Here is a 16,785-nt window from a genome sequence, read left to right as displayed (position 1 = left end):
ATATACTCGTATTTGAGTATTCGACAGCTTTTTTATTTAGGAAAACATACTTACTTCTCTATTCATTTTTAATTCAAGATGTTTAAAGGTTTTAAGAGAGGTTAAATAAATAGAAAGGGGTAATAGAAGGAGGAAATAGGAATGCTTGTTGAAAAAGAACAGTTATTGATTAAATCATTACAGGAATGCATGATTGTTTGTAATCATTGCTTAAATGAATGTTTAACAGAAGAGCAGGTAGCACCAATGCTTGATTGTATTCATATGAATAGGGAAAGTATTCAATTTTGTAGTTATTTAGAGCAGGCAATTATCAGAAAATCTCCATATGCAAAAGAATTTGCAGAAATATGCCTTTCTGTTTGTGAGGATTGTGCAAATGAATGTAAGAAACACGATCATCGCCATTGTCAATATTGTGCAGAAATCTGTAAAGAGTGTGTAGAAGCATGTAAAACATTTTTAGAAGCATAACAGGTTGTAATAAAGACTTAGCTCTTTATTGAAAGAGAAAAAAATTGGTTTTTCGAGGAGGCGGTTCGAAACAGTTTTAAGCGAGCGACAGCCTCGAAAAACCATAATTTAAAAAAGAATTTTTCTCATCTGCTTTCATGACAACTTCCTGTACTCATTTAGCTAACAACATTTCTAAGTAATAATAATTAACTCATCCTTTTCCTCAAATTCAAATGAAGACTTTGGATTTAGATAACTAGTTCCCCCACGTTTGACCCCTAATAATAATTTACCCTCAGCTAATAAAAAATTGTTTAAAGTCAGATAATCAACTAATTCTTCCTCTATATTCTTCACTGGAATAAATTGAAGCTTTTTATCCTTCAATTGATTTAAAAGCTCTAAAAATGCAATCATCGTATCTTGTGAATTTAAACTGTTGTGCATAACAAAGCTAGTAAGGCTGTTTGTTTCAATTATTTCATCTGCACCAGCTCTTTTAGCATTTTGTATTTGTTCAGCAGTAAGTATTTCAACGATGCAAGGTACATTTGCATTTAGTCCTTTAATAGCAAGTAAAGTTAAAATAGTGTGCATATCTGCTTGTAATTCTTCTTTGTTTTGATCTGCTGTTAAAATGACCTTACTAGCAGTCATGATATTCGCTTTCAATAGGACACTATCTAAATTAGAATTCCCTTTTACAAAATGAATAGTTTCTGGAACTGGATTTGTTGCTAAGGACTCATCGATTAAAGTAATTGGAATGTTTTCGCGATCTTTAATGATAGAATGGATGATTAGTTTGGACCGTTCATTCCAGCCGACAATTATCAAGTGGTTTTGTCCTCTATAAGTGGTTTTTCCTTCCAGATACGCGTTTTGTTTAGCCACAGCTGCTGTTGCCAATGTTACTAAGTAGGTAGAGAGAAATCCGACGCCTGTTAAGATTAACAGCATGCCGGTTATCCTCCCAAGAACGGTAATAGGAGCATAATCGCCGTATCCAACGGTAGAGGTAGTAATAATGGCCCACCAAATGCCTTCAAATAAAGTGGGAAATGTTTCTGGTTCCACTAAAGTGATAAAGCAGCCGAATAGGATTATAATAGTTAAGGAAATCGATAAAACACGAATACTTAACGGTAATCTTAAAAATCTAGAAAGGATAGAATTAGGCAAAGTAAACACCTCATAATAGTTGTTATCCTTTGCATTATTGACCAATAAAAAAACTTTCATAATCAATGAAAGTTTTTTATCAGGATATTTTTAAAGTTGGATATGATAAAAAGAAGCAATTGTTTTCTGTTCTTCTTCAAAGTTTTTATAGTCGTTCAAGTTAGAGAGCATGCCTTTAATTATGGGTACTCTTGGTTCATCAGCATGAATCTCTGCCATTAATACTTCTAGTGTTATTTCTATCTCTTGTTTGTTTGCTCCATGCTCAATCTTACGTTGGATGGAGGCAATAGCATCTAGTATATCTTGATGGCTATGTTCCATAAAGTTAATTTTAGGCTTTTTAATTATATATTTTAGAAAAGAAGTAGAAAAGAGTGGATGCTCATTATTTTTGTCCATATCTGTTATAATTGAATCTAATCTTTTTAATAAGTAGATGGAAATATCCCTTGTTGAGACATTAATAGGCTCTAAAATCACAAGTTTTAAAAAAGAATGAATAAGGCCATCTTGGATCATAAGCAAATCTAAAAGGTATTGCTTTTTCTCTTCCCCATAAATAGAGTGGAGTCCTTGGAGATTATAACTTTGAAGCTCGGACTGCATTTTTACTAACAGATCTTTGATAGAATTATTTAAGGGAATAGCTTGTTCTTTTGATTGCATGACAATAAACTCTTTATGTTTTAAAGCATGATTAAACATAAAGGTAAGCTGATCGATGTATTTTTCTCTTGCAGGGATTCGCCTTTGACTTATTTCTTCCATAGTAGTAATCAATTCATCGTAGTAATATTGCATAATTTTATAAAGAAGAGAGTCTTTTGATTTAAAGTATAAATAAAAGGCTCCTTTTGATATACCGCAATCACTTGCAATTTCTTGCACTGATGTAGAAGAAAATCCCTTTTGAGCAAAAAACTTTATGGCAGAATCTATAATTATTTTTTCTTTTTCTTTCACGTAATTTCCTCCTGGACGTATAGGAAGTACACCTTGACTTATTGGTCATCTTTTTCTAATATATGTGACTAATCAGTCACATTATATAGTAATTGAAGGAAAAAATCAATGTATAGGGCTTTGCTTCTTCTTAATTGAGGGAAGTAGTTACGAATTGTGCGAAAAAAAGATTTGCTATATGATTATACGCATAAAAAGATGAAGGGCGAAAGTTGAGTAATCCAATTGGTTTAAGTTAATTAAATCGAGCTGATTCCTTGACGAGCGTTTCTTATAATAATAAACTTACTTACGTATCGTAAGTATCAGTTTGTCTACATTCTTTATATTTTACATATAGTAAGTGTAAAGAACTTTAATAATCAAAAATTCTATACCGATAAGAAATAAAAATAAGAACATAACAGAAGATAAAGGAGATTTTGTAATGGATCAAAATGTTATCGATCTTCTTCAAAATAAGATGGAAATAATCGCATTTAATGAAGAACAGAATTTAAGTTTAGTTGGACCAGTAAAATTACCAGTTCAATTGGACGATCAAGTAGTGACATTTCAATGGTATACATGGTTACCGATAAAGAAGGATGAAACGAAAGAGGAAGTACTTCGTTCTTTACCGAGTTTACATTTAGCGGATTATCAACAATCCTCTGTTTTAGTATACGGTGACTTCAAAAATGCAGAAAATGCATTAATACGTATGCATAGTATATGTCATACTGGCGACATTTTTGGTAGTAAACGTTGTGATTGCGGATATCAATTAAAAGAATCGATGCGCATGATTGTAGAGAATGGAAATGGAGCTCTCTTTTATTTAGCTAATCATGAAGGAAGAGGTATTGGGCTATTTACTAAATCCCTTGCTTACCTTTTACAAGAAAATGGTCTAGATACTGTGGAGGCAAATCTCGCACTAGATTTTCCTGATGATTTAAGAAGTTATGAAGCACCGATTAAAGTACTTCAAGCCCTTCGACAAAAACCAGTTAAATTAATAACTAACAATCCAAAGAAGCTTGATGCACTTAAAAAACTTGGTCTTACAGCAGAAGAAAATATTCCCTTATGGGGGGATGTCTCAACTTATAATGAGAATTATTTAAACACGAAAGTGAATAAATCTGGTCATATTCCCTTGAAAAATACAGTGACCATTTAAGGAGAATAAGGTATGAAGCATGATCAAGATTATATGAGAATGGCGTTAGACCTTGCAGCATCTGCACTTGGTAAGACAAATCCAAATCCAGTTGTGGGAGCTGTCATTGTAAAGGACGGAGTAATTGTCGGAACTGGCCTCCATCGCAAAGCAGGAGAGCCACATGCTGAGGTCCATGCTTTTAAAATGGCTGGAGACCATGCAAAAGATGCAACTCTTTATGTGACGCTAGAGCCATGCTCACACTATGGGAAAACACCACCTTGTGCACTTTTAGTGAAAGACTCTGGAGTGAAAAGAGTGGTAGTAGCCACAGAAGATCCAAATCCGCAAGTTGCTGGACGAGGTATTAACATCTTGAGGGAAGCAGGAATTGATGTAGAAGTTGGTGTTCTAAAAAAAGAAGCCCAGCAATTAAATGAACGTTTTATTCATAATATGATACATGAAAAACCTTTTGTCATATCTAAGGTAGCAATGACCTTAGACGGCAAAATTGCTACCCATACAGGACATAGTCAGTGGATTACAGGAGAAGAAGCAAGAAAAGAAGTGCATCTTTTAAGAAATGAAGTAGATGCAATCTTAGTTGGTGTTGGTACTGTGCTCGCTGATAATCCTAAATTAACAACTCGATTAGAGGGGCCATCAAAGAATCCAATTCGGATTATTTTGGACGCAAATTTAAGAACACCCCTAGATGCTAATATTACTGATTGTAGGGAAGCAAAAACAATCATTGCTACAAGTGCTACCCTTCAATCAGAGAAAGCAGCTGTTTTAAAAGAAAAGGGTGTAGAATTATTCACAGTTCCTTCTATTCAGGGGAAATTAGATTTGGAGATAGTTTTAAAGGAATTATATAAACGTGGAGTTACAGATATTCTTCTTGAAGGTGGAAGTGAAGTAAATGCAAGTTTTATGCGTCAGCAACTTATTCAAAAGTATTTAGTATATATTGCTCCTAAAATAGTAGGTGGTGCCAATTCCTTTACACCATTTAAAGGGGAAGATATTGATACAGTAGATGAAGCAGTTTCCTTAAGATTTGAGAAGACGGAATGGGTGGGCGCGGATATGAAAATAACTGCTTATCCCGATATAATTAAATAGTGTTTCTACGGAGGAAATAATGAAGTTTGGTTTTGATATAGACGATACACTTATCAATTTAAGACAACATGCTTTTGAACTTTATAATCATAAGTTAAAGAAAAATATTCCATTAAAAGAATTCCATGCATTAAAAACAGTTGAAATTCACGAACCATTTGGATTAAATGCTACTGAAGGAAAGCAGCTTTGGAACTCTCTTAGAGAAGAAATATATTTTACAAATTGTCCTCCTTTTCCAGATGCCATTGAAGCACTAAATGAACTTGTTAGTAATGGTCATGAGGTTTATTATATTACAGCACGAAAAAAACAATTTGCCGAAAAGACGAAAGATTGGATGAAGCAAGCAGGGTTTCCGGTGATTGATAGTCATTTTTTTTGTGGAATGGAAGATCACGAGAAAATTTGTATCATCCAGGAGCTTCAATTAGACTACTATTTTGATGATAAACCTGCTGTCCTAGAAACGCTTCAAGGATATACCACAAAGCTGTATGTAAAGGATCATCCCTATAATCAACATTTAGAGGAGTTGAATAGAATAAAGGAGTGGAACCAGCTGCGAGCTTTGTATGAAAGTTAATAGGAATAGAAATAGCCTGAGTGCCTCATTCAGGCTATTTCGTATATTAATTTACCTTTCATAGCTCATGTATTTATCTTTTTCTATGATATGAATTGCCAACCCTTCTTTTAAAGAGCTTTTTAGCTTAAATGAGGAGCAATGAATCCTCCGTATAGAAAGGCTATTATTATAACTAGGGCAGGATGTACCTTCCACTTCTGCAGTAATAAAAAGGCAATGACAGCAATGCAAACAGATTGAATGATACCGATGGAATGATAGGAATCTTGAAACATTTCATAGGTTAAAACCAACATTAATGCTGTTATTACAGGCTGTACAAGAAGCGTCATGCCTTTGACAATCTTCGAATTTTGATGTTTTTTCATTAATTTTAATAAAAAAATAAGAGCAACTGCTGAAGGGAGAATAGTTGCCAATAAAGCAACAATAAATCCACCCCATCCTCCAACTCCAAAGCCTACATATGCAGCTATTTTGGTAGCAATTGGTCCAGGCAGAGCATTAGCAAAAGCGAGCATATTGGAAAATTCAATGTTGGATAACCAATTATATCGATTAACTATCTCCTCATACATTAAAGGAATAGAAGCAGGACCACCGCCATAACCTAATAAATTTGCCACAAGAAAACTGAGGAAAATACTTACAAAAATCATCTTATATGCCTCTTTCTTTGTTATGTAGAAGTTTATCTTTTAATTTAAAATGGAATACTCCATAGATAAGAAAAATAAGTACAACAATACCTGGATGTATGGAAAATACTTGTAGCAATAGAAGGCAGACAAGTGTTAATCCAATTCCAGCATAGATTCCTAATCCTTTGACCGCCTTTTCTCCAAACTCATATGCCATTAAGCCAAGCATAACGGCAATGACAGGAACGACTGCTCCAATCATACTTGTTATTATTGGTGAATGACTGAGGATAGAGATAAAGGAAAATAAGAATACCATTGCTAAACAAGTCGGTAGTATATGAACGATTACGCTTATGATTGCTCCGATTATCCCTTTTTGATGATAACCTATATAGGCAGCTAATTTTGTGGCAATAGGTCCAGGAAGTGTATTCGCAATTGCTAAAGCATCCCCAAATTCATCATTAGCCATCCACTTATATTTTGTTACTGCTTCGTGACGAAACAGAGGAATAACAGAAGGACCACCACCAAAGCCGAAAATGCCAGCCCGAAGCATGCCTAGAATTAAATCTTTATACATAAAGAAATATCTCCTTTCTTAACAACTCTAACGATAGTAATGACACGTAATTATCTTACCACTAATTTTATATTTTGTTTAAGGAATATAGAAAGCATGTATATGTTTTATTACTCTTACTCATTGAAAATTAAACCAACATATATTAAAATAATAAAAATATATTTAAGTTAAGTTATTATCATCTAGCTTTCGTAAATAATTCTTCATTATACCCTTTCTATTTTGGTTATTCTTTGATTTACTTCAGGAAATAAAGTTCTTTATAGTAGAGTTTTTAAGAAATTATAAAATAGTTTCATTCTTTTCAAGTGGTAGTGGCTTAATTTTAAAAATGTGAATATTCAGAATAAAAAAAGGGGGATTCAGACTTGAGAGCTAAATTGGAGAAAAGGATTAGAATTTCTGCCAAAAAAGAGCCAGCTGATATAGTAATTACAAATGGTAAAATTGTTAATGTTTTTACAGGTGAACTAATGGATGGGGATGTAGCAATTGCAGATGATAGAATAGCAGGAATTGGAAGCTATAAAGGGAAACAAATAATTGATGCCGAAGGCAAATATATCGTTCCGGGCCTCATTGATGGCCATGTACATATAGAAAGCAGTATGCTTACACCGCAAGAATTTGCCAAAATATTATTATTGCATGGTGTAACGACTGTTATCACAGATCCGCATGAAATTGCAAATGTGGCAGGGGCAGCGGGGATTCAATATATGCTGGATGCATCAGAAGATCTTCCGATAGATATTCGTGTCATGTTACCATCTTGTGTTCCTGCAGTTCCAGAGGATTCAAATGGAGCAACACTATATGCAAAGGATTTAGCACCCTTTTATTCACATGATAGAGTACTTGGCTTAGCAGAAATAATGGATTTTCCATCTGTTTATGAAACGCAGTCAGATATGATAGATAAATTTATTTTGACAAAAAAACAAAATCGTTTAATGGATGGTCATGCTGCTGGAATTGAAAGAGAGAAATTAAATGTATATAGCGCAGCTGAAATTCGAAATGATCATGAAGCAACCACACTACAAGAAGCAAAAGATCGGTTAGATTTAGGAATGTATCTGATGATAAGAGAGGGAACGGTTGCGAAAGATTTAAAGGCTTTATTACCTGCAATAACAATGAGAAATTCGCGAAGATGTTTGTTTGTAACAGATGATAAATTGGTAGATGATTTAGTGGAAGAGGGGAGTGTAAATCATAGCGTACGATTAGCGATACAAGAAGGACTAGATCCGATTATTGCTATTCAAATGGCCACCATTAATGCTGCCGAATGTTTTCAGTTAGATTCGATCGGGGCAGTTTCTCCAGGTTACCGCGCAGATTTTCTACTTTTAGATAATCTTGAGGAATTTTCCATTCATAGTGTATATAGAAATGGTCAATGTGTGGTGGAAAAGGGAAAATTAAGAAGAGAAGTGGAACGCTTCAAACCATCCTATTTGGGTACGAATTTACCGACAATAAATTGTGCAAAAGTGTCATCAGCTGACTTAAAGCTACCATTAACTTCTGAGAGATGCCATATAATCGAAATTATTCCTAATAGTATTGTAACGAAGGAAGTAATCGAAAAAGTACCAGTAGTAGATGGCTATTTTCAGCCATCATTAGAAAAGGATCAACTAAAACTTGTAGTAGTCGAGAGACATCATCAAACTGGGAATATTGGAAAAGCGATTGTGAAAGGATTTGGCTTTAAAAGAGGTGCAATAGCCACGACCATTTCTCACGATTCCCATAATATTGTTGCAGTTGGCACAAACGATGCTGATTTACTATCTGCTATTCAAGAGTTACAAGAAATAAAGGGAGGAATCGTTGTAGTATCAGAAGGTAAAGTTGTAGCGACACTTCCCTTACCAATAGCTGGATTGATTTCTGATCAAGATTATTTAACCGTGTACGAACAACTAAAAATATTAAATCATAAGGTCCAAATTCTGCAAGGGTATGATACCTTTAATCCATTCTTAACTTTATCTTTTTTATCATTAACGGTAATTCCTGCCTTGAAATTAACAGATAAAGGACTATTCGACTTTCAATCATTTTCCTATAAAGATATATCCCTTAATTTATAATAGATTTTTTTATTTTTTAATCTTTTGTTCATTATTTGTTCATAATTATTCGGTATTCTATAAACAGGTTAAGAGTTTCCCCTCTTAAAATATATTTTACCCGAAAGAGATTTCGGGTTTTTTTCATACCTAAAATTAAGGCAGTGGTTAAAAATTACGATATTATCCATGTTAGTTAAAAATTGTATGTTTAAACTTGCTAAAAATAGAGAATAATTTTATAAAGGTATACAAATTAATAATATAAGCATAGAGGTTATAAGAAAATCAGTAATAATGAAAGCGTTTTCTGATATAATAAATGTATAGATCTACTTACTAATAAGGAGTGGATAACGATGGAAGAACAAACAAACTTTTTTAATGGACTAAAATGGGGAGTCATTATTAGTATCCCATTATGGATTTCTTTTTTTGGATGGATAAAGTTACTTATTAATTTTACGTAAATATGGAAGTCTAAGTAAAGGCTATTAGGATATAAGGATAAAAAAGCATCGAAACCGATTATGCCTTCGATGCTTTTTTGTATTAAGCTTGTGGAATTGGAGGGTCAATTCCGAGGACTTTTTCGCCGTTAACTGTTAACCAAATATAGTAACGGTCAATTTCTTTACCAAGGATTTTTTCGATTTTCGCGATAACTTTTTCTTGAACATCAAAAGAAATCTGGGCAGTTTGTTCACCTAGTGGTACATTTTTGAGTCCAAGTGCATCTGCAATTTGTCTTGCTTGATCATAAGAGACTTCGATGTATTTGTCATACTCAGGTAGGTAAGCAGCTTCAGCAGGCTTTACTTGAAAGGATACAATTAATACTACAGCTAATAAACTCCATACTAATTTTTTCATAAGCTCTCTCCTTTTTCATATTTAATTATTTCTTCTTTTAGTGCTATAAAAGTATCGACCACTTTAGGGTGATACATAGTACCCCGGTTATTTAAAATTTCTTGAAAAGCTTCTTCGGCAGATTTGCCCTTTTTATATACTCTGTCTGTAGTCATTGCATCAAAGGAATCAACAACTGATATAATTGCAGATTCGATGGTAATCTCATCTTCTTTCAGACCTTTTGGATAACCTTTTCCATCATATCTTTCATGATGCTGTTCAACAATTAATGCAATTTCATTTAATAGAGGGATGTTCGCTTCTTCTAATAACTGTCTTCCAAATGTGGTATGTTTTTTCATAATCTCCCATTCTTCACTAGTTAACTTACTAGGTTTTTGAAGAATTTCTAATGGGACTCTAACCTTTCCAACATCATGAAAAAACGAGGCGAGATTTAACAGTGTAATTTGTTTAGTGGACAATTCTAGTGCTTTTCCCACCAACATGGAATAATGTTTAATTCTTTCACAATGATCAACGGTATAGCCATCTTTCTCCTCAATAGATATGGCTAATTCCATTAAATCTTTAGAAAGTTTGCTATAATTATGAAAAACTGGCTGACTTGTTACATATATAAACTCAGTTTCTTCCTGAGAATAAAAATTGGTGAATTTCATTATGGGACTCTCAGAGAAAGATTGTCCAGTACTTAATTCGATTGTTCTTTCATCCGTATGATAAAGTAATTTTCCAGAGAGTATATATATAAATTCAAGACCAGTCCAATTCTCTTCCGGGCCAAGTGCCCAACTAGAACCGGGTTGTAATTTATGATAGATTACTTCGGTTCCATCTCCAGCGGCCATTAACGAAATTTGGAGACCTTTAAAATAAACGGTTTCTATAAACTCACCTGCATTCATGATGCCCACGATTTACTCCCTCTCTCTATTTACAATAAAAATAGATTAATATAATCTATAAAAATCTCAATTATAGTTATTTTAAATCATAAATAATGTTATTTTAATAGGTATATTAGATTATATTATATTTATCGTGTTAAAGAGAGTAGATTATCGAAATTTGTAAAACTCAACAAAAATATTGTAACAAATGTTGTATGGAAATAATAGCATTAAATTACAAATTATCTGAACAAAGATATAATATGGAAAGAATTAAAAACGGGAAAAAGGAGTTTGTTATTTATTAAGTGCTAACAAAAATCAAAATCAAATCTTTGAATAACTTTTCTGAATAATATATAATATAATAATGTAAAAGGGCTGACCTAATACAAAGAATTGATCTTGTACAGGTCAGCCACTTAAATGGTTGTTTCTCAGTTTTTATCCTTCATTACTTTAGTTATTTAACTAGTTTTGGTGGAATTTCCACTTGGTTGTTACCCATATCCTACTATGGGTGAGTGGATATTTCTGTATCTATTAATTATTGTCGTTACGTGAATTTCCACCTTTTCGACCAATTTCTTGGTAGAAGTCTTTATCGTGGTTTTCAGAAGTAGCTTCTCCACCCTTTTTACCGATTTCTTGGTAGAATTCCTTGTCGTGGTTTTCAGCAGTGGTTTCTCCACCTTTTTTACCGATTTCTTGGTAGAATTCTTTGTCGTGGTTTTCAGCAGTGGTTTCTCCACCTTTTTTACCGATTTCTTGGTAGAATTCTTTGTCGTGGTTTTCAGAAGTAGCTTGTCCACCTTTTTGTCCGATTTCTTGATAAAAATCCTTGTCGTGATTTTTAGAAGTAGCTTCTCCGCCTTTTCTACCTGCTTCTTCTCTGCTCATTTTGTTGTCTGCCATTTCTATCACTCCTATTAAAGATTTTTAATTAACGTTACATTGGTTATATAGCCGAATTTGAACATAATAAACATAAATATATATTTTTTGGTATAGAAAATTTTGGTAAAGGGGAAAATGTGAATGAAAGTTACGAGAGAAAAATTTATGAAAGTAGTAGAGGTTGCTGAAGAATTAGGATGCAAAGTTGTATATGATTCGACAAAAAAAATTAGTTTTAATACAAATATGTATATAACGGTTCCTTATCAATTTTCATTGGAAAATATCTATGCACTTGCACATGAAATTGGCCATGTTATTGATTATGTCAATGGCGACCTCGATCATGATAAATGGTTGCATGATTGGTCTTATCGTGTCAACGCAGAGATGAGTGCGTGGGTTCATGCCTATAAAATATTAGGGAAGAATGGAGTACCATTACATCATTGGCAGACACATGTAAATGCTAAACTAGCGAATTATTTTATTCTTCCAGAAGTAATCTAAACTGGTATAAAAAAGAGGCAGTTATTCCTTTTCCTTTTATTGAAGGAGAGGAAAGCTGCCTTTTTTAGATGAAAGAAAGGGTAGTATTTTAAGGATAAATTAAGAAGTTTTTGCCTCTCTAACGCGAAATGGATAGTGCATATGTTAGAAAAAGGGACTACTTTTGGAATAAGTTTCCCTAAATAAAATAAAGAAAATAGCTATTACAAAACGGGTATATGAGAACCATTTTAATAATAGCTACTTTCATTTTAATTGTTATCTTGCATATCTTTCGCTAGGAATCCTTGTTGTTTAATCATTTTAGCATTACTTGGGTAGTAGGATTTATCATAAAAGTTTGCAATGCGATTGGTCCATCCCACTGGGGTTTCCCCTCTGTTCTTTAAATACTCGCTGTATGTTTGATTATATTTTTCAAGCATTTCCTGTTGATTTCTATCATACTTTTCTTCATGAAGAACACCTTGTAAAGGTAATCTAGGTTTTAATCCGGGATCCCCATCAGGATATCCAAGGCAGAGTCCAGCAATTGGTATGACATAGCTAGGTAATTGCAAGAAGTCAATTACCTCTAAAGAATTCCGACGAATACCTCCTATGGGAACTGTTCCTAACCCGAGTGACTCGGCAGCAGTAATGGCATTTTGTATGGCCAGACCAACATCCGTAGCCCCAATTAAGAGCGTATCAACATCATCGATTGCTTTAAACTCCTTTCCTTCCATTTCACTAGCTAACTTTGCTCGATAGAAATCAGCACAAAAGATGAGGAAGACCGGAGCATTTTCAACATGCTTTTGATTCCCGCATAATTCAGCTAAATGTCTCTTTCTATCCTTATCTCGAACCAAGATGGCTGTAACATGCTGTCCATTAATCCAAGAAGGGGCACTTTGTGCTGCTTCCATAATTGAGTGCAGTGATTCCAAACTTACTTCTTTATCTTGATATTTACGATAAGATCGATGTTTTTTTAAATGTTGTATGATTTCATTCATCTAGTGATTCTCCTTTTTCGTATTTTCTTTATTTTAGCATAGCGAAAAGAAAAAATATCTCATTGAGCCAGATAGAGTCATGACAACTTTTTAGCATAAAAAAACCTACCAATAACAAAATAGGCAGGTTTTTGAATTTTATAAGAGAGATTCAGCGCCGTCTATATATACTTCTGTACCAGTAATATGATTAGATAAGTCAGAACTTAAGAAATAAACTAGATCAGCTACTTGTTGAGCGCTTCCAGATTGCTGGGACAATGGTTGGTTCCCGTCTGGATATTCAACAGGGATAGTTATTTCTTTTAAGTGTTCTTCATCTTTAAAAGTATTCTTTTCTATATTTGTATCGATTGCTCCAGGGCAGATCATATTGACTCTTATTTTGTATTGGGCTAATTCTAATGCCGCCATTTTTCCAAATGCCACTTGTCCAGCTTTCGATGTACTATAAGCAGACATTCCGAAGTTTTTAAAAATGCGATTTCCGTTAATACTGCTTGTTATAATAATACTGCCACCATTGGTTTTCATATGGGGAATGCTATATTTAACAGTTAAAAATGTACTTTTCAAATTTGTTTCAATGGTTGTATCCCATTCAGAGGGTGTCAGGTCTTCAATAGAAGACACTGCCCCGTTAATTCCCGCATTAATAAAAACTGTATCTATTCTATTCCATTTTTTTACGGTTTCCTCAATAGCCTGTTGAATGGAAGGAGGCTCTGCGACATTGGCTTCTAATGAGATCGCTTCTTGACCTTTTTTATTAATCGTTGCTTTCACTTCTTCTAGCTCATCAGCATTTAAGTCTACTAGTGCTACTTTCATTCCTTTATTTGCAAGTGAGATGGCTGCTGCTTTTCCAATCCCGGAAGCTGCCCCGGTAATTATCGCTACTTTATTTTTAAGGTCCTTCATTTTAGTATCCTCCTCGATCAATATCGATAATGATATTGTTATTATGATAGATATAAGATACTAATATCCATTTTTAATGAAATAGAAACGTTTTATGAGTTGGTAAGTAAATAATTAAAATTTTAATACTAAATTTTCGAAAAAATCGTTTATATTCGGTAATATGGAGAGAAAGGAGATGATTTTCATTGAAAGCGATGATAATTGAAGCATTTGGTGAGTCTACGGTATTTAAGTTGAAGGAAATAGAAACACTTGATTTATTGCCACACCAAGTCCGAATAAAAGTAAAAGCTACTAGTGTCAATCCTATTGATATTAAAGTGAGAAGTGGAGCAGTACCAGGTGTTTCTCCGTCTTTTCCCGCTATATTACACGGAGATGTAGCAGGCGTTATTGAAGAAGTAGGAGAAGCGGTACAATCCTTTCAAATTGGTGATGAAGTATATGGATGTGCTGGCGGTTTTAAGGGATTACAAGGTGCATTGGCTGAATATATGATTGCTGATTCTCGACTATTAGCACATAAACCAAGAAATATCACTATGGAAGAGGCAGCTGCAATCCCTCTTGTTGGGATAACTGCATGGGAATCATTGTTTACTAAGGGGGGATTAAAGAAAGGAGATAATATCCTTATTCATGGTGGAGCAGGCGGGGTCGGCCATATTGCCATTCAGCTCGCTAAATGGGCCGGAGCTATTGTTTCTACAACCGTTTCAACCATAGAAAAGCAAGTGATTGTTAAAAAAATAGGTGCAGATCATATTATTAATTATCGAGATGTGTCGGTGGAAGAATATATTGATAAATATACGGATGGAAAAGGCTATCCATTGATCTTTGATACTGTCGGCGGTAGAAATCTAGACCAATCCTTTGAAGCAGCAGCTTTAAATGGAAGTGTCTTAACCATTGCTGCCAGATCAACACATGATTTAACTCCTTTACATTCAAAGGGGCTTTCGTTACATGTAACATTTATGCTTCTCAAGATGCTTAATGAGGATTCGCGAATAGAGCATGGGGATATTTTACGCAATATCACGAAGATAGTAGAAGAAAATAAGTTAAAACCACTACTTGATAAAAAAACATTTTCTTTCGAGGAAATTAGTAAAGCGCATGAATATTTAGAATCAGGCAAAGCTGTTGGAAAAGTAGTTCTTGTTAATAAATGGTAGGTTACATTTGTTGAGAAGCTTTGTATAAAAAATTCCGTAGATAACCAAAATACATACGTAGTGTATTAGGAAGGAGGAATCATCATGAGTTATCAAAAGCCAAACCCTGATAATCGTTCTGATAATGTAGAAAAATTACAGGACATGGTACAAAACACGTTAGAAAATATCGATAAAGCAGAAGAAACGCTGGTAAATGCGAGTTCTGATGAAAAAGAAATGATTCAACAAAAGAATAAAAGAAGAGAAGCTGCAGTTCAGTCGTTTAGAGAAGAAATCCAAGATGAAGCATCTGATAGAGAAAATGGGTATCAGTAAGTAAAAAGGATTAGAATAGGCTGCACGTTAGATTTTAACTTTATAGGATAGAATAAAGCTAATTATTTTGTTCTCGAAGAAATTAGCCAATTTATCTTATAAGGTGGAAATACTTTCGTGCAGTTTTTTATTTGTTTTGTGGCAATTTAGAAATTTCTCGGAATTTACTGCTGTAAAACGATTTTCATAGTAATATATATATGAATACTTTTATAGGAGAATTAAGATGAAAGCAGTTATTACTGGAATGGGAATAATAGGAGCAGGATTTTCCAATATAGTAGAGTTTATGACAGTGCTTCAAAGTAATAAAAGTATGTTGAAACAGGAGAAATATGAAGGGAAATACATATACACAGGTAGAGTGAGGGAAGAGCAAATAAACAAGGTACATAAAAGGCAAGAAAAAATGTCTAAACCTGTTCGTATGATTCTCCATGCATGTAAAGAAGCAATAGAACAGGCCAATATAAGCGTTAGAGACTATCGAACAGCGGTCATTGTCGGTTCTTCGGCTGGTGGCTTAGCAGAAATCAGTAAAGCCACTTTTTCTTTGGAAAAAGGCAAGAGGCTTTTTCCTTATACTATTGGAAATATGAATGCTAATTCTCTATCTTCTAGCATTAGTGCTTATTTGCAGTTAAATGGTATAGCATTATCATTGGCAAATAGTTGTACATCGGGTATAGATGCATTAAATTTAGCGAGAATATTAATTGAGTCAAATCAAATTGATGTTTGCATAGTTGGTGCTAGTGATGAATCAATTTGTGATCCTATAATAAAAGGGTTCCTTCCACATCGTGTTTTACAAGCTGGAAATAATCCTCAACCCTCTTTTGGGCCATTTTCAGGTGGGAAAGGATTTTCGATTTCGGAAGGAGCAGGTGTTTTAATTGTTGAAAATGAGCAAGTAGCCATTCAGCGTCATGCATCCATATTAGGAAAAGTAGAAGCTACAAGTGTAACACAGGACGCTATCTCTCCTTTTCAGTCAGACTCAACAGGTTTGCTTATGGAAAAAGCAGTTGCTGAATGTTTACAAGAGAATATGCCAACCTACATAAATAGTCAAGCTTTAGGAATAATGGAAAATGATCATATTGAAATCGGTGTATATAAGAGGTTTTTTGCAGGATCTAAGATTCCTATTACATCCATTAAGGGAACGGTCGGGCATGCAATGGGAGTTTCGCCGCTTTTTCAAATAATAGCTTCTTTAATAAGTATCAAAAAAAGCTTTATTCCTGCAACCATAAGTCAGGAAATAAATGATTATTATCGAGATTATCCAATAGTGACACAGCTAATTACAGAAGATGTTGATCGCGTTTTAATAACAGCACATGGATATGGAGGAAATAATGGGTGCGCGATGATAACAAAAGGAGGAGCATAAA

Annotated in this window: 18 protein-coding genes; 9 read left to right on the top strand and 9 right to left on the bottom strand. The window is 34.0% G+C overall.

All coding sequences use genetic code 11. From position 1 onward, the window contains the following. Nucleotides 1–141: 141 nt before the first annotated feature. On the top strand, nt 142–474 hold the full coding sequence (locus tag NSQ89_RS16175; protein ID WP_047942197.1) for a four-helix bundle copper-binding protein: 333 nt from the start codon (nt 142–144) through the stop codon (nt 472–474). Nucleotides 475–648: 174 nt separating this feature from the next. On the opposite strand, the gene NSQ89_RS16170 is transcribed toward NSQ89_RS16175, so the two are convergent. Both NSQ89_RS16170 and NSQ89_RS16165 read right to left on the bottom strand, forming a co-directional pair. Continuing rightward, complete coding sequence (locus NSQ89_RS16170) at nt 649–1,638, bottom strand: potassium channel family protein (RefSeq protein WP_341132918.1); 990 nt, start codon at nt 1,636–1,638, stop codon at nt 649–651. 90 nt (nt 1,639–1,728) lie between these two features. Beyond that, on the bottom strand, nt 1,729–2,604 hold the full coding sequence (locus tag NSQ89_RS16165; RefSeq protein WP_047942196.1) for a TetR/AcrR family transcriptional regulator: 876 nt from the start codon (nt 2,602–2,604) through the stop codon (nt 1,729–1,731). Nucleotides 2,605–3,031: 427 nt separating this feature from the next. Between NSQ89_RS16165 and NSQ89_RS16160 the strand changes: the two genes are divergently transcribed. From NSQ89_RS16160 to NSQ89_RS16150, 3 genes are read left to right on the top strand one after another with little or no spacing between them, the layout of a single operon-like run. Beyond that, a complete protein-coding gene (locus NSQ89_RS16160; RefSeq protein WP_047942195.1) occupies nt 3,032–3,769 on the top strand; it encodes a GTP cyclohydrolase II in 738 nt (245 codons plus the stop codon). 12 nt (nt 3,770–3,781) lie between these two features. Next, on the top strand, nt 3,782–4,882 hold the full coding sequence (gene ribD / locus NSQ89_RS16155; RefSeq protein WP_047942194.1) for a bifunctional diaminohydroxyphosphoribosylaminopyrimidine deaminase/5-amino-6-(5-phosphoribosylamino)uracil reductase RibD: 1,101 nt from the start codon (nt 3,782–3,784) through the stop codon (nt 4,880–4,882). Between the two features lie 19 nt (nt 4,883–4,901). Then, the gene (locus NSQ89_RS16150; RefSeq protein WP_341132917.1) at nt 4,902–5,468 is read left to right on the top strand and encodes a 5' nucleotidase, NT5C type; all 567 of its coding nucleotides are present in this window, start codon (nt 4,902–4,904) and stop codon (nt 5,466–5,468) included. 122 nt (nt 5,469–5,590) lie between these two features. Here NSQ89_RS16150 and NSQ89_RS16145 read toward each other — a convergent pair whose 3' ends face one another. Together NSQ89_RS16145 and NSQ89_RS16140 are read right to left on the bottom strand one after the other, a co-directional pair. Continuing rightward, a complete protein-coding gene (locus NSQ89_RS16145; protein WP_061799016.1) occupies nt 5,591–6,130 on the bottom strand; it encodes a chromate transporter in 540 nt (179 codons plus the stop codon). 1 nt (nt 6,131) lies between these two features. Further along, nucleotides 6,132–6,698, bottom strand: a complete 567-nt coding sequence (locus NSQ89_RS16140; protein ID WP_341132916.1) for a chromate transporter — start codon at nt 6,696–6,698, stop codon at nt 6,132–6,134. A 371-nt stretch (nt 6,699–7,069) separates the two neighbouring features. Between NSQ89_RS16140 and ade the strand changes: the two genes are divergently transcribed. Then, nucleotides 7,070–8,806: an adenine deaminase gene (gene ade, locus NSQ89_RS16135; protein WP_047942190.1), complete on the top strand. Its 1,737-nt coding sequence runs from the start codon at nt 7,070–7,072 to the stop codon at nt 8,804–8,806. 531 nt (nt 8,807–9,337) lie between these two features. Here ade and NSQ89_RS16130 read toward each other — a convergent pair. The 3 genes from NSQ89_RS16130 to gsiB form a co-directional block, all read right to left on the bottom strand. Next, nucleotides 9,338–9,658 (bottom strand): hypothetical protein, encoded by a 321-nt coding sequence (locus tag NSQ89_RS16130; protein ID WP_047942189.1) that lies wholly within the window; start codon nt 9,656–9,658, stop codon nt 9,338–9,340. Continuing rightward, on the bottom strand, nt 9,655–10,569 hold the full coding sequence (locus tag NSQ89_RS16125; protein WP_217275771.1) for an HD domain-containing phosphohydrolase: 915 nt from the start codon (nt 10,567–10,569) through the stop codon (nt 9,655–9,657). Before NSQ89_RS16125 ends, NSQ89_RS16130 begins: the two co-directional genes overlap by 4 nt. A 528-nt stretch (nt 10,570–11,097) precedes the next feature. After that, on the bottom strand, nt 11,098–11,469 hold the full coding sequence (gene gsiB / locus NSQ89_RS16120; protein ID WP_047942187.1) for a glucose starvation-inducible protein GsiB: 372 nt from the start codon (nt 11,467–11,469) through the stop codon (nt 11,098–11,100). Nucleotides 11,470–11,592: 123 nt separating this feature from the next. Here gsiB and NSQ89_RS16115 point away from each other — a divergent pair, with 123 nt between their 5' ends. Next, a complete protein-coding gene (locus NSQ89_RS16115) occupies nt 11,593–11,961 on the top strand; it encodes a hypothetical protein (RefSeq protein ID WP_341132915.1) in 369 nt (122 codons plus the stop codon). A 251-nt stretch (nt 11,962–12,212) separates the two neighbouring features. On the opposite strand, the gene NSQ89_RS16110 is transcribed toward NSQ89_RS16115, so the two are convergent. Further along, nucleotides 12,213–12,962, bottom strand: coding sequence for an NADPH-dependent oxidoreductase (locus NSQ89_RS16110; protein ID WP_047942185.1), 750 nt, complete (start codon nt 12,960–12,962; stop codon nt 12,213–12,215). Between the two features lie 138 nt (nt 12,963–13,100). Continuing rightward, entirely contained in the window at nt 13,101–13,883 is a 783-nt protein-coding gene (locus NSQ89_RS16105) for an SDR family oxidoreductase (RefSeq protein WP_095322202.1), read from the bottom strand. Nucleotides 13,884–14,071: 188 nt separating this feature from the next. On the opposite strand from NSQ89_RS16105, the gene NSQ89_RS16100 reads away from it, so the two are divergent. From NSQ89_RS16100 to NSQ89_RS16090, 3 genes are all read left to right on the top strand, one after another. After that, nucleotides 14,072–15,067, top strand: a complete 996-nt coding sequence (locus NSQ89_RS16100; RefSeq protein ID WP_341132914.1) for a zinc-dependent alcohol dehydrogenase family protein — start codon at nt 14,072–14,074, stop codon at nt 15,065–15,067. 84 nt (nt 15,068–15,151) lie between these two features. After that, entirely contained in the window at nt 15,152–15,385 is a 234-nt protein-coding gene (gene tlp / locus NSQ89_RS16095; RefSeq protein ID WP_047942182.1) for a small acid-soluble spore protein Tlp, read from the top strand. Between the two features lie 226 nt (nt 15,386–15,611). After that, the gene (locus NSQ89_RS16090) at nt 15,612–16,784 is read left to right on the top strand and encodes a beta-ketoacyl synthase N-terminal-like domain-containing protein (RefSeq protein WP_341132913.1); all 1,173 of its coding nucleotides are present in this window, start codon (nt 15,612–15,614) and stop codon (nt 16,782–16,784) included. Nucleotide 16,785: the final 1 nt, after the last annotated feature.

This window comes from Niallia sp. FSL R7-0648 (genome assembly GCF_038007005.1).
Lineage (GTDB): Bacteria > Bacillota > Bacilli > Bacillales > Cytobacillaceae > Niallia > Niallia circulans.
The sequence above is the reverse complement of the archived record's forward strand: the minus strand, read 5'-3'. Positions and strand labels throughout refer to the sequence as shown.

Excerpts from the sequence above, each read along its gene's own strand:
- NSQ89_RS16130 (WP_047942189.1), bottom strand. The coding sequence starts at position 9,658 with ATGAAAAAATTAGTATGGAGTTTATTAGCTGTAGTATTAATTGTATCC.
- NSQ89_RS16150 (WP_341132917.1), top strand. The coding sequence starts at position 4,902 with ATGAAGTTTGGTTTTGATATAGACGATACACTTATCAATTTAAGACAA.
- ribD (WP_047942194.1), top strand. The coding sequence starts at position 3,782 with ATGAAGCATGATCAAGATTATATGAGAATGGCGTTAGACCTTGCAGCA.
- gsiB (WP_047942187.1), bottom strand. The coding sequence starts at position 11,469 with ATGGCAGACAACAAAATGAGCAGAGAAGAAGCAGGTAGAAAAGGCGGA.
- NSQ89_RS16090 (WP_341132913.1), top strand. The coding sequence starts at position 15,612 with ATGAAAGCAGTTATTACTGGAATGGGAATAATAGGAGCAGGATTTTCC.
- NSQ89_RS16175 (WP_047942197.1), top strand. The coding sequence starts at position 142 with ATGCTTGTTGAAAAAGAACAGTTATTGATTAAATCATTACAGGAATGC.
- tlp (WP_047942182.1), top strand. The coding sequence starts at position 15,152 with ATGAGTTATCAAAAGCCAAACCCTGATAATCGTTCTGATAATGTAGAA.
- NSQ89_RS16160 (WP_047942195.1), top strand. The coding sequence starts at position 3,032 with ATGGATCAAAATGTTATCGATCTTCTTCAAAATAAGATGGAAATAATC.
- NSQ89_RS16145 (WP_061799016.1), bottom strand. The coding sequence starts at position 6,130 with ATGATTTTTGTAAGTATTTTCCTCAGTTTTCTTGTGGCAAATTTATTA.
- NSQ89_RS16125 (WP_217275771.1), bottom strand. The coding sequence starts at position 10,569 with ATGAATGCAGGTGAGTTTATAGAAACCGTTTATTTTAAAGGTCTCCAA.
- NSQ89_RS16110 (WP_047942185.1), bottom strand. The coding sequence starts at position 12,962 with ATGAATGAAATCATACAACATTTAAAAAAACATCGATCTTATCGTAAA.
- NSQ89_RS16140 (WP_341132916.1), bottom strand. The coding sequence starts at position 6,698 with ATGTATAAAGATTTAATTCTAGGCATGCTTCGGGCTGGCATTTTCGGC.
- NSQ89_RS16115 (WP_341132915.1), top strand. The coding sequence starts at position 11,593 with ATGAAAGTTACGAGAGAAAAATTTATGAAAGTAGTAGAGGTTGCTGAA.
- NSQ89_RS16105 (WP_095322202.1), bottom strand. The coding sequence starts at position 13,883 with ATGAAGGACCTTAAAAATAAAGTAGCGATAATTACCGGGGCAGCTTCC.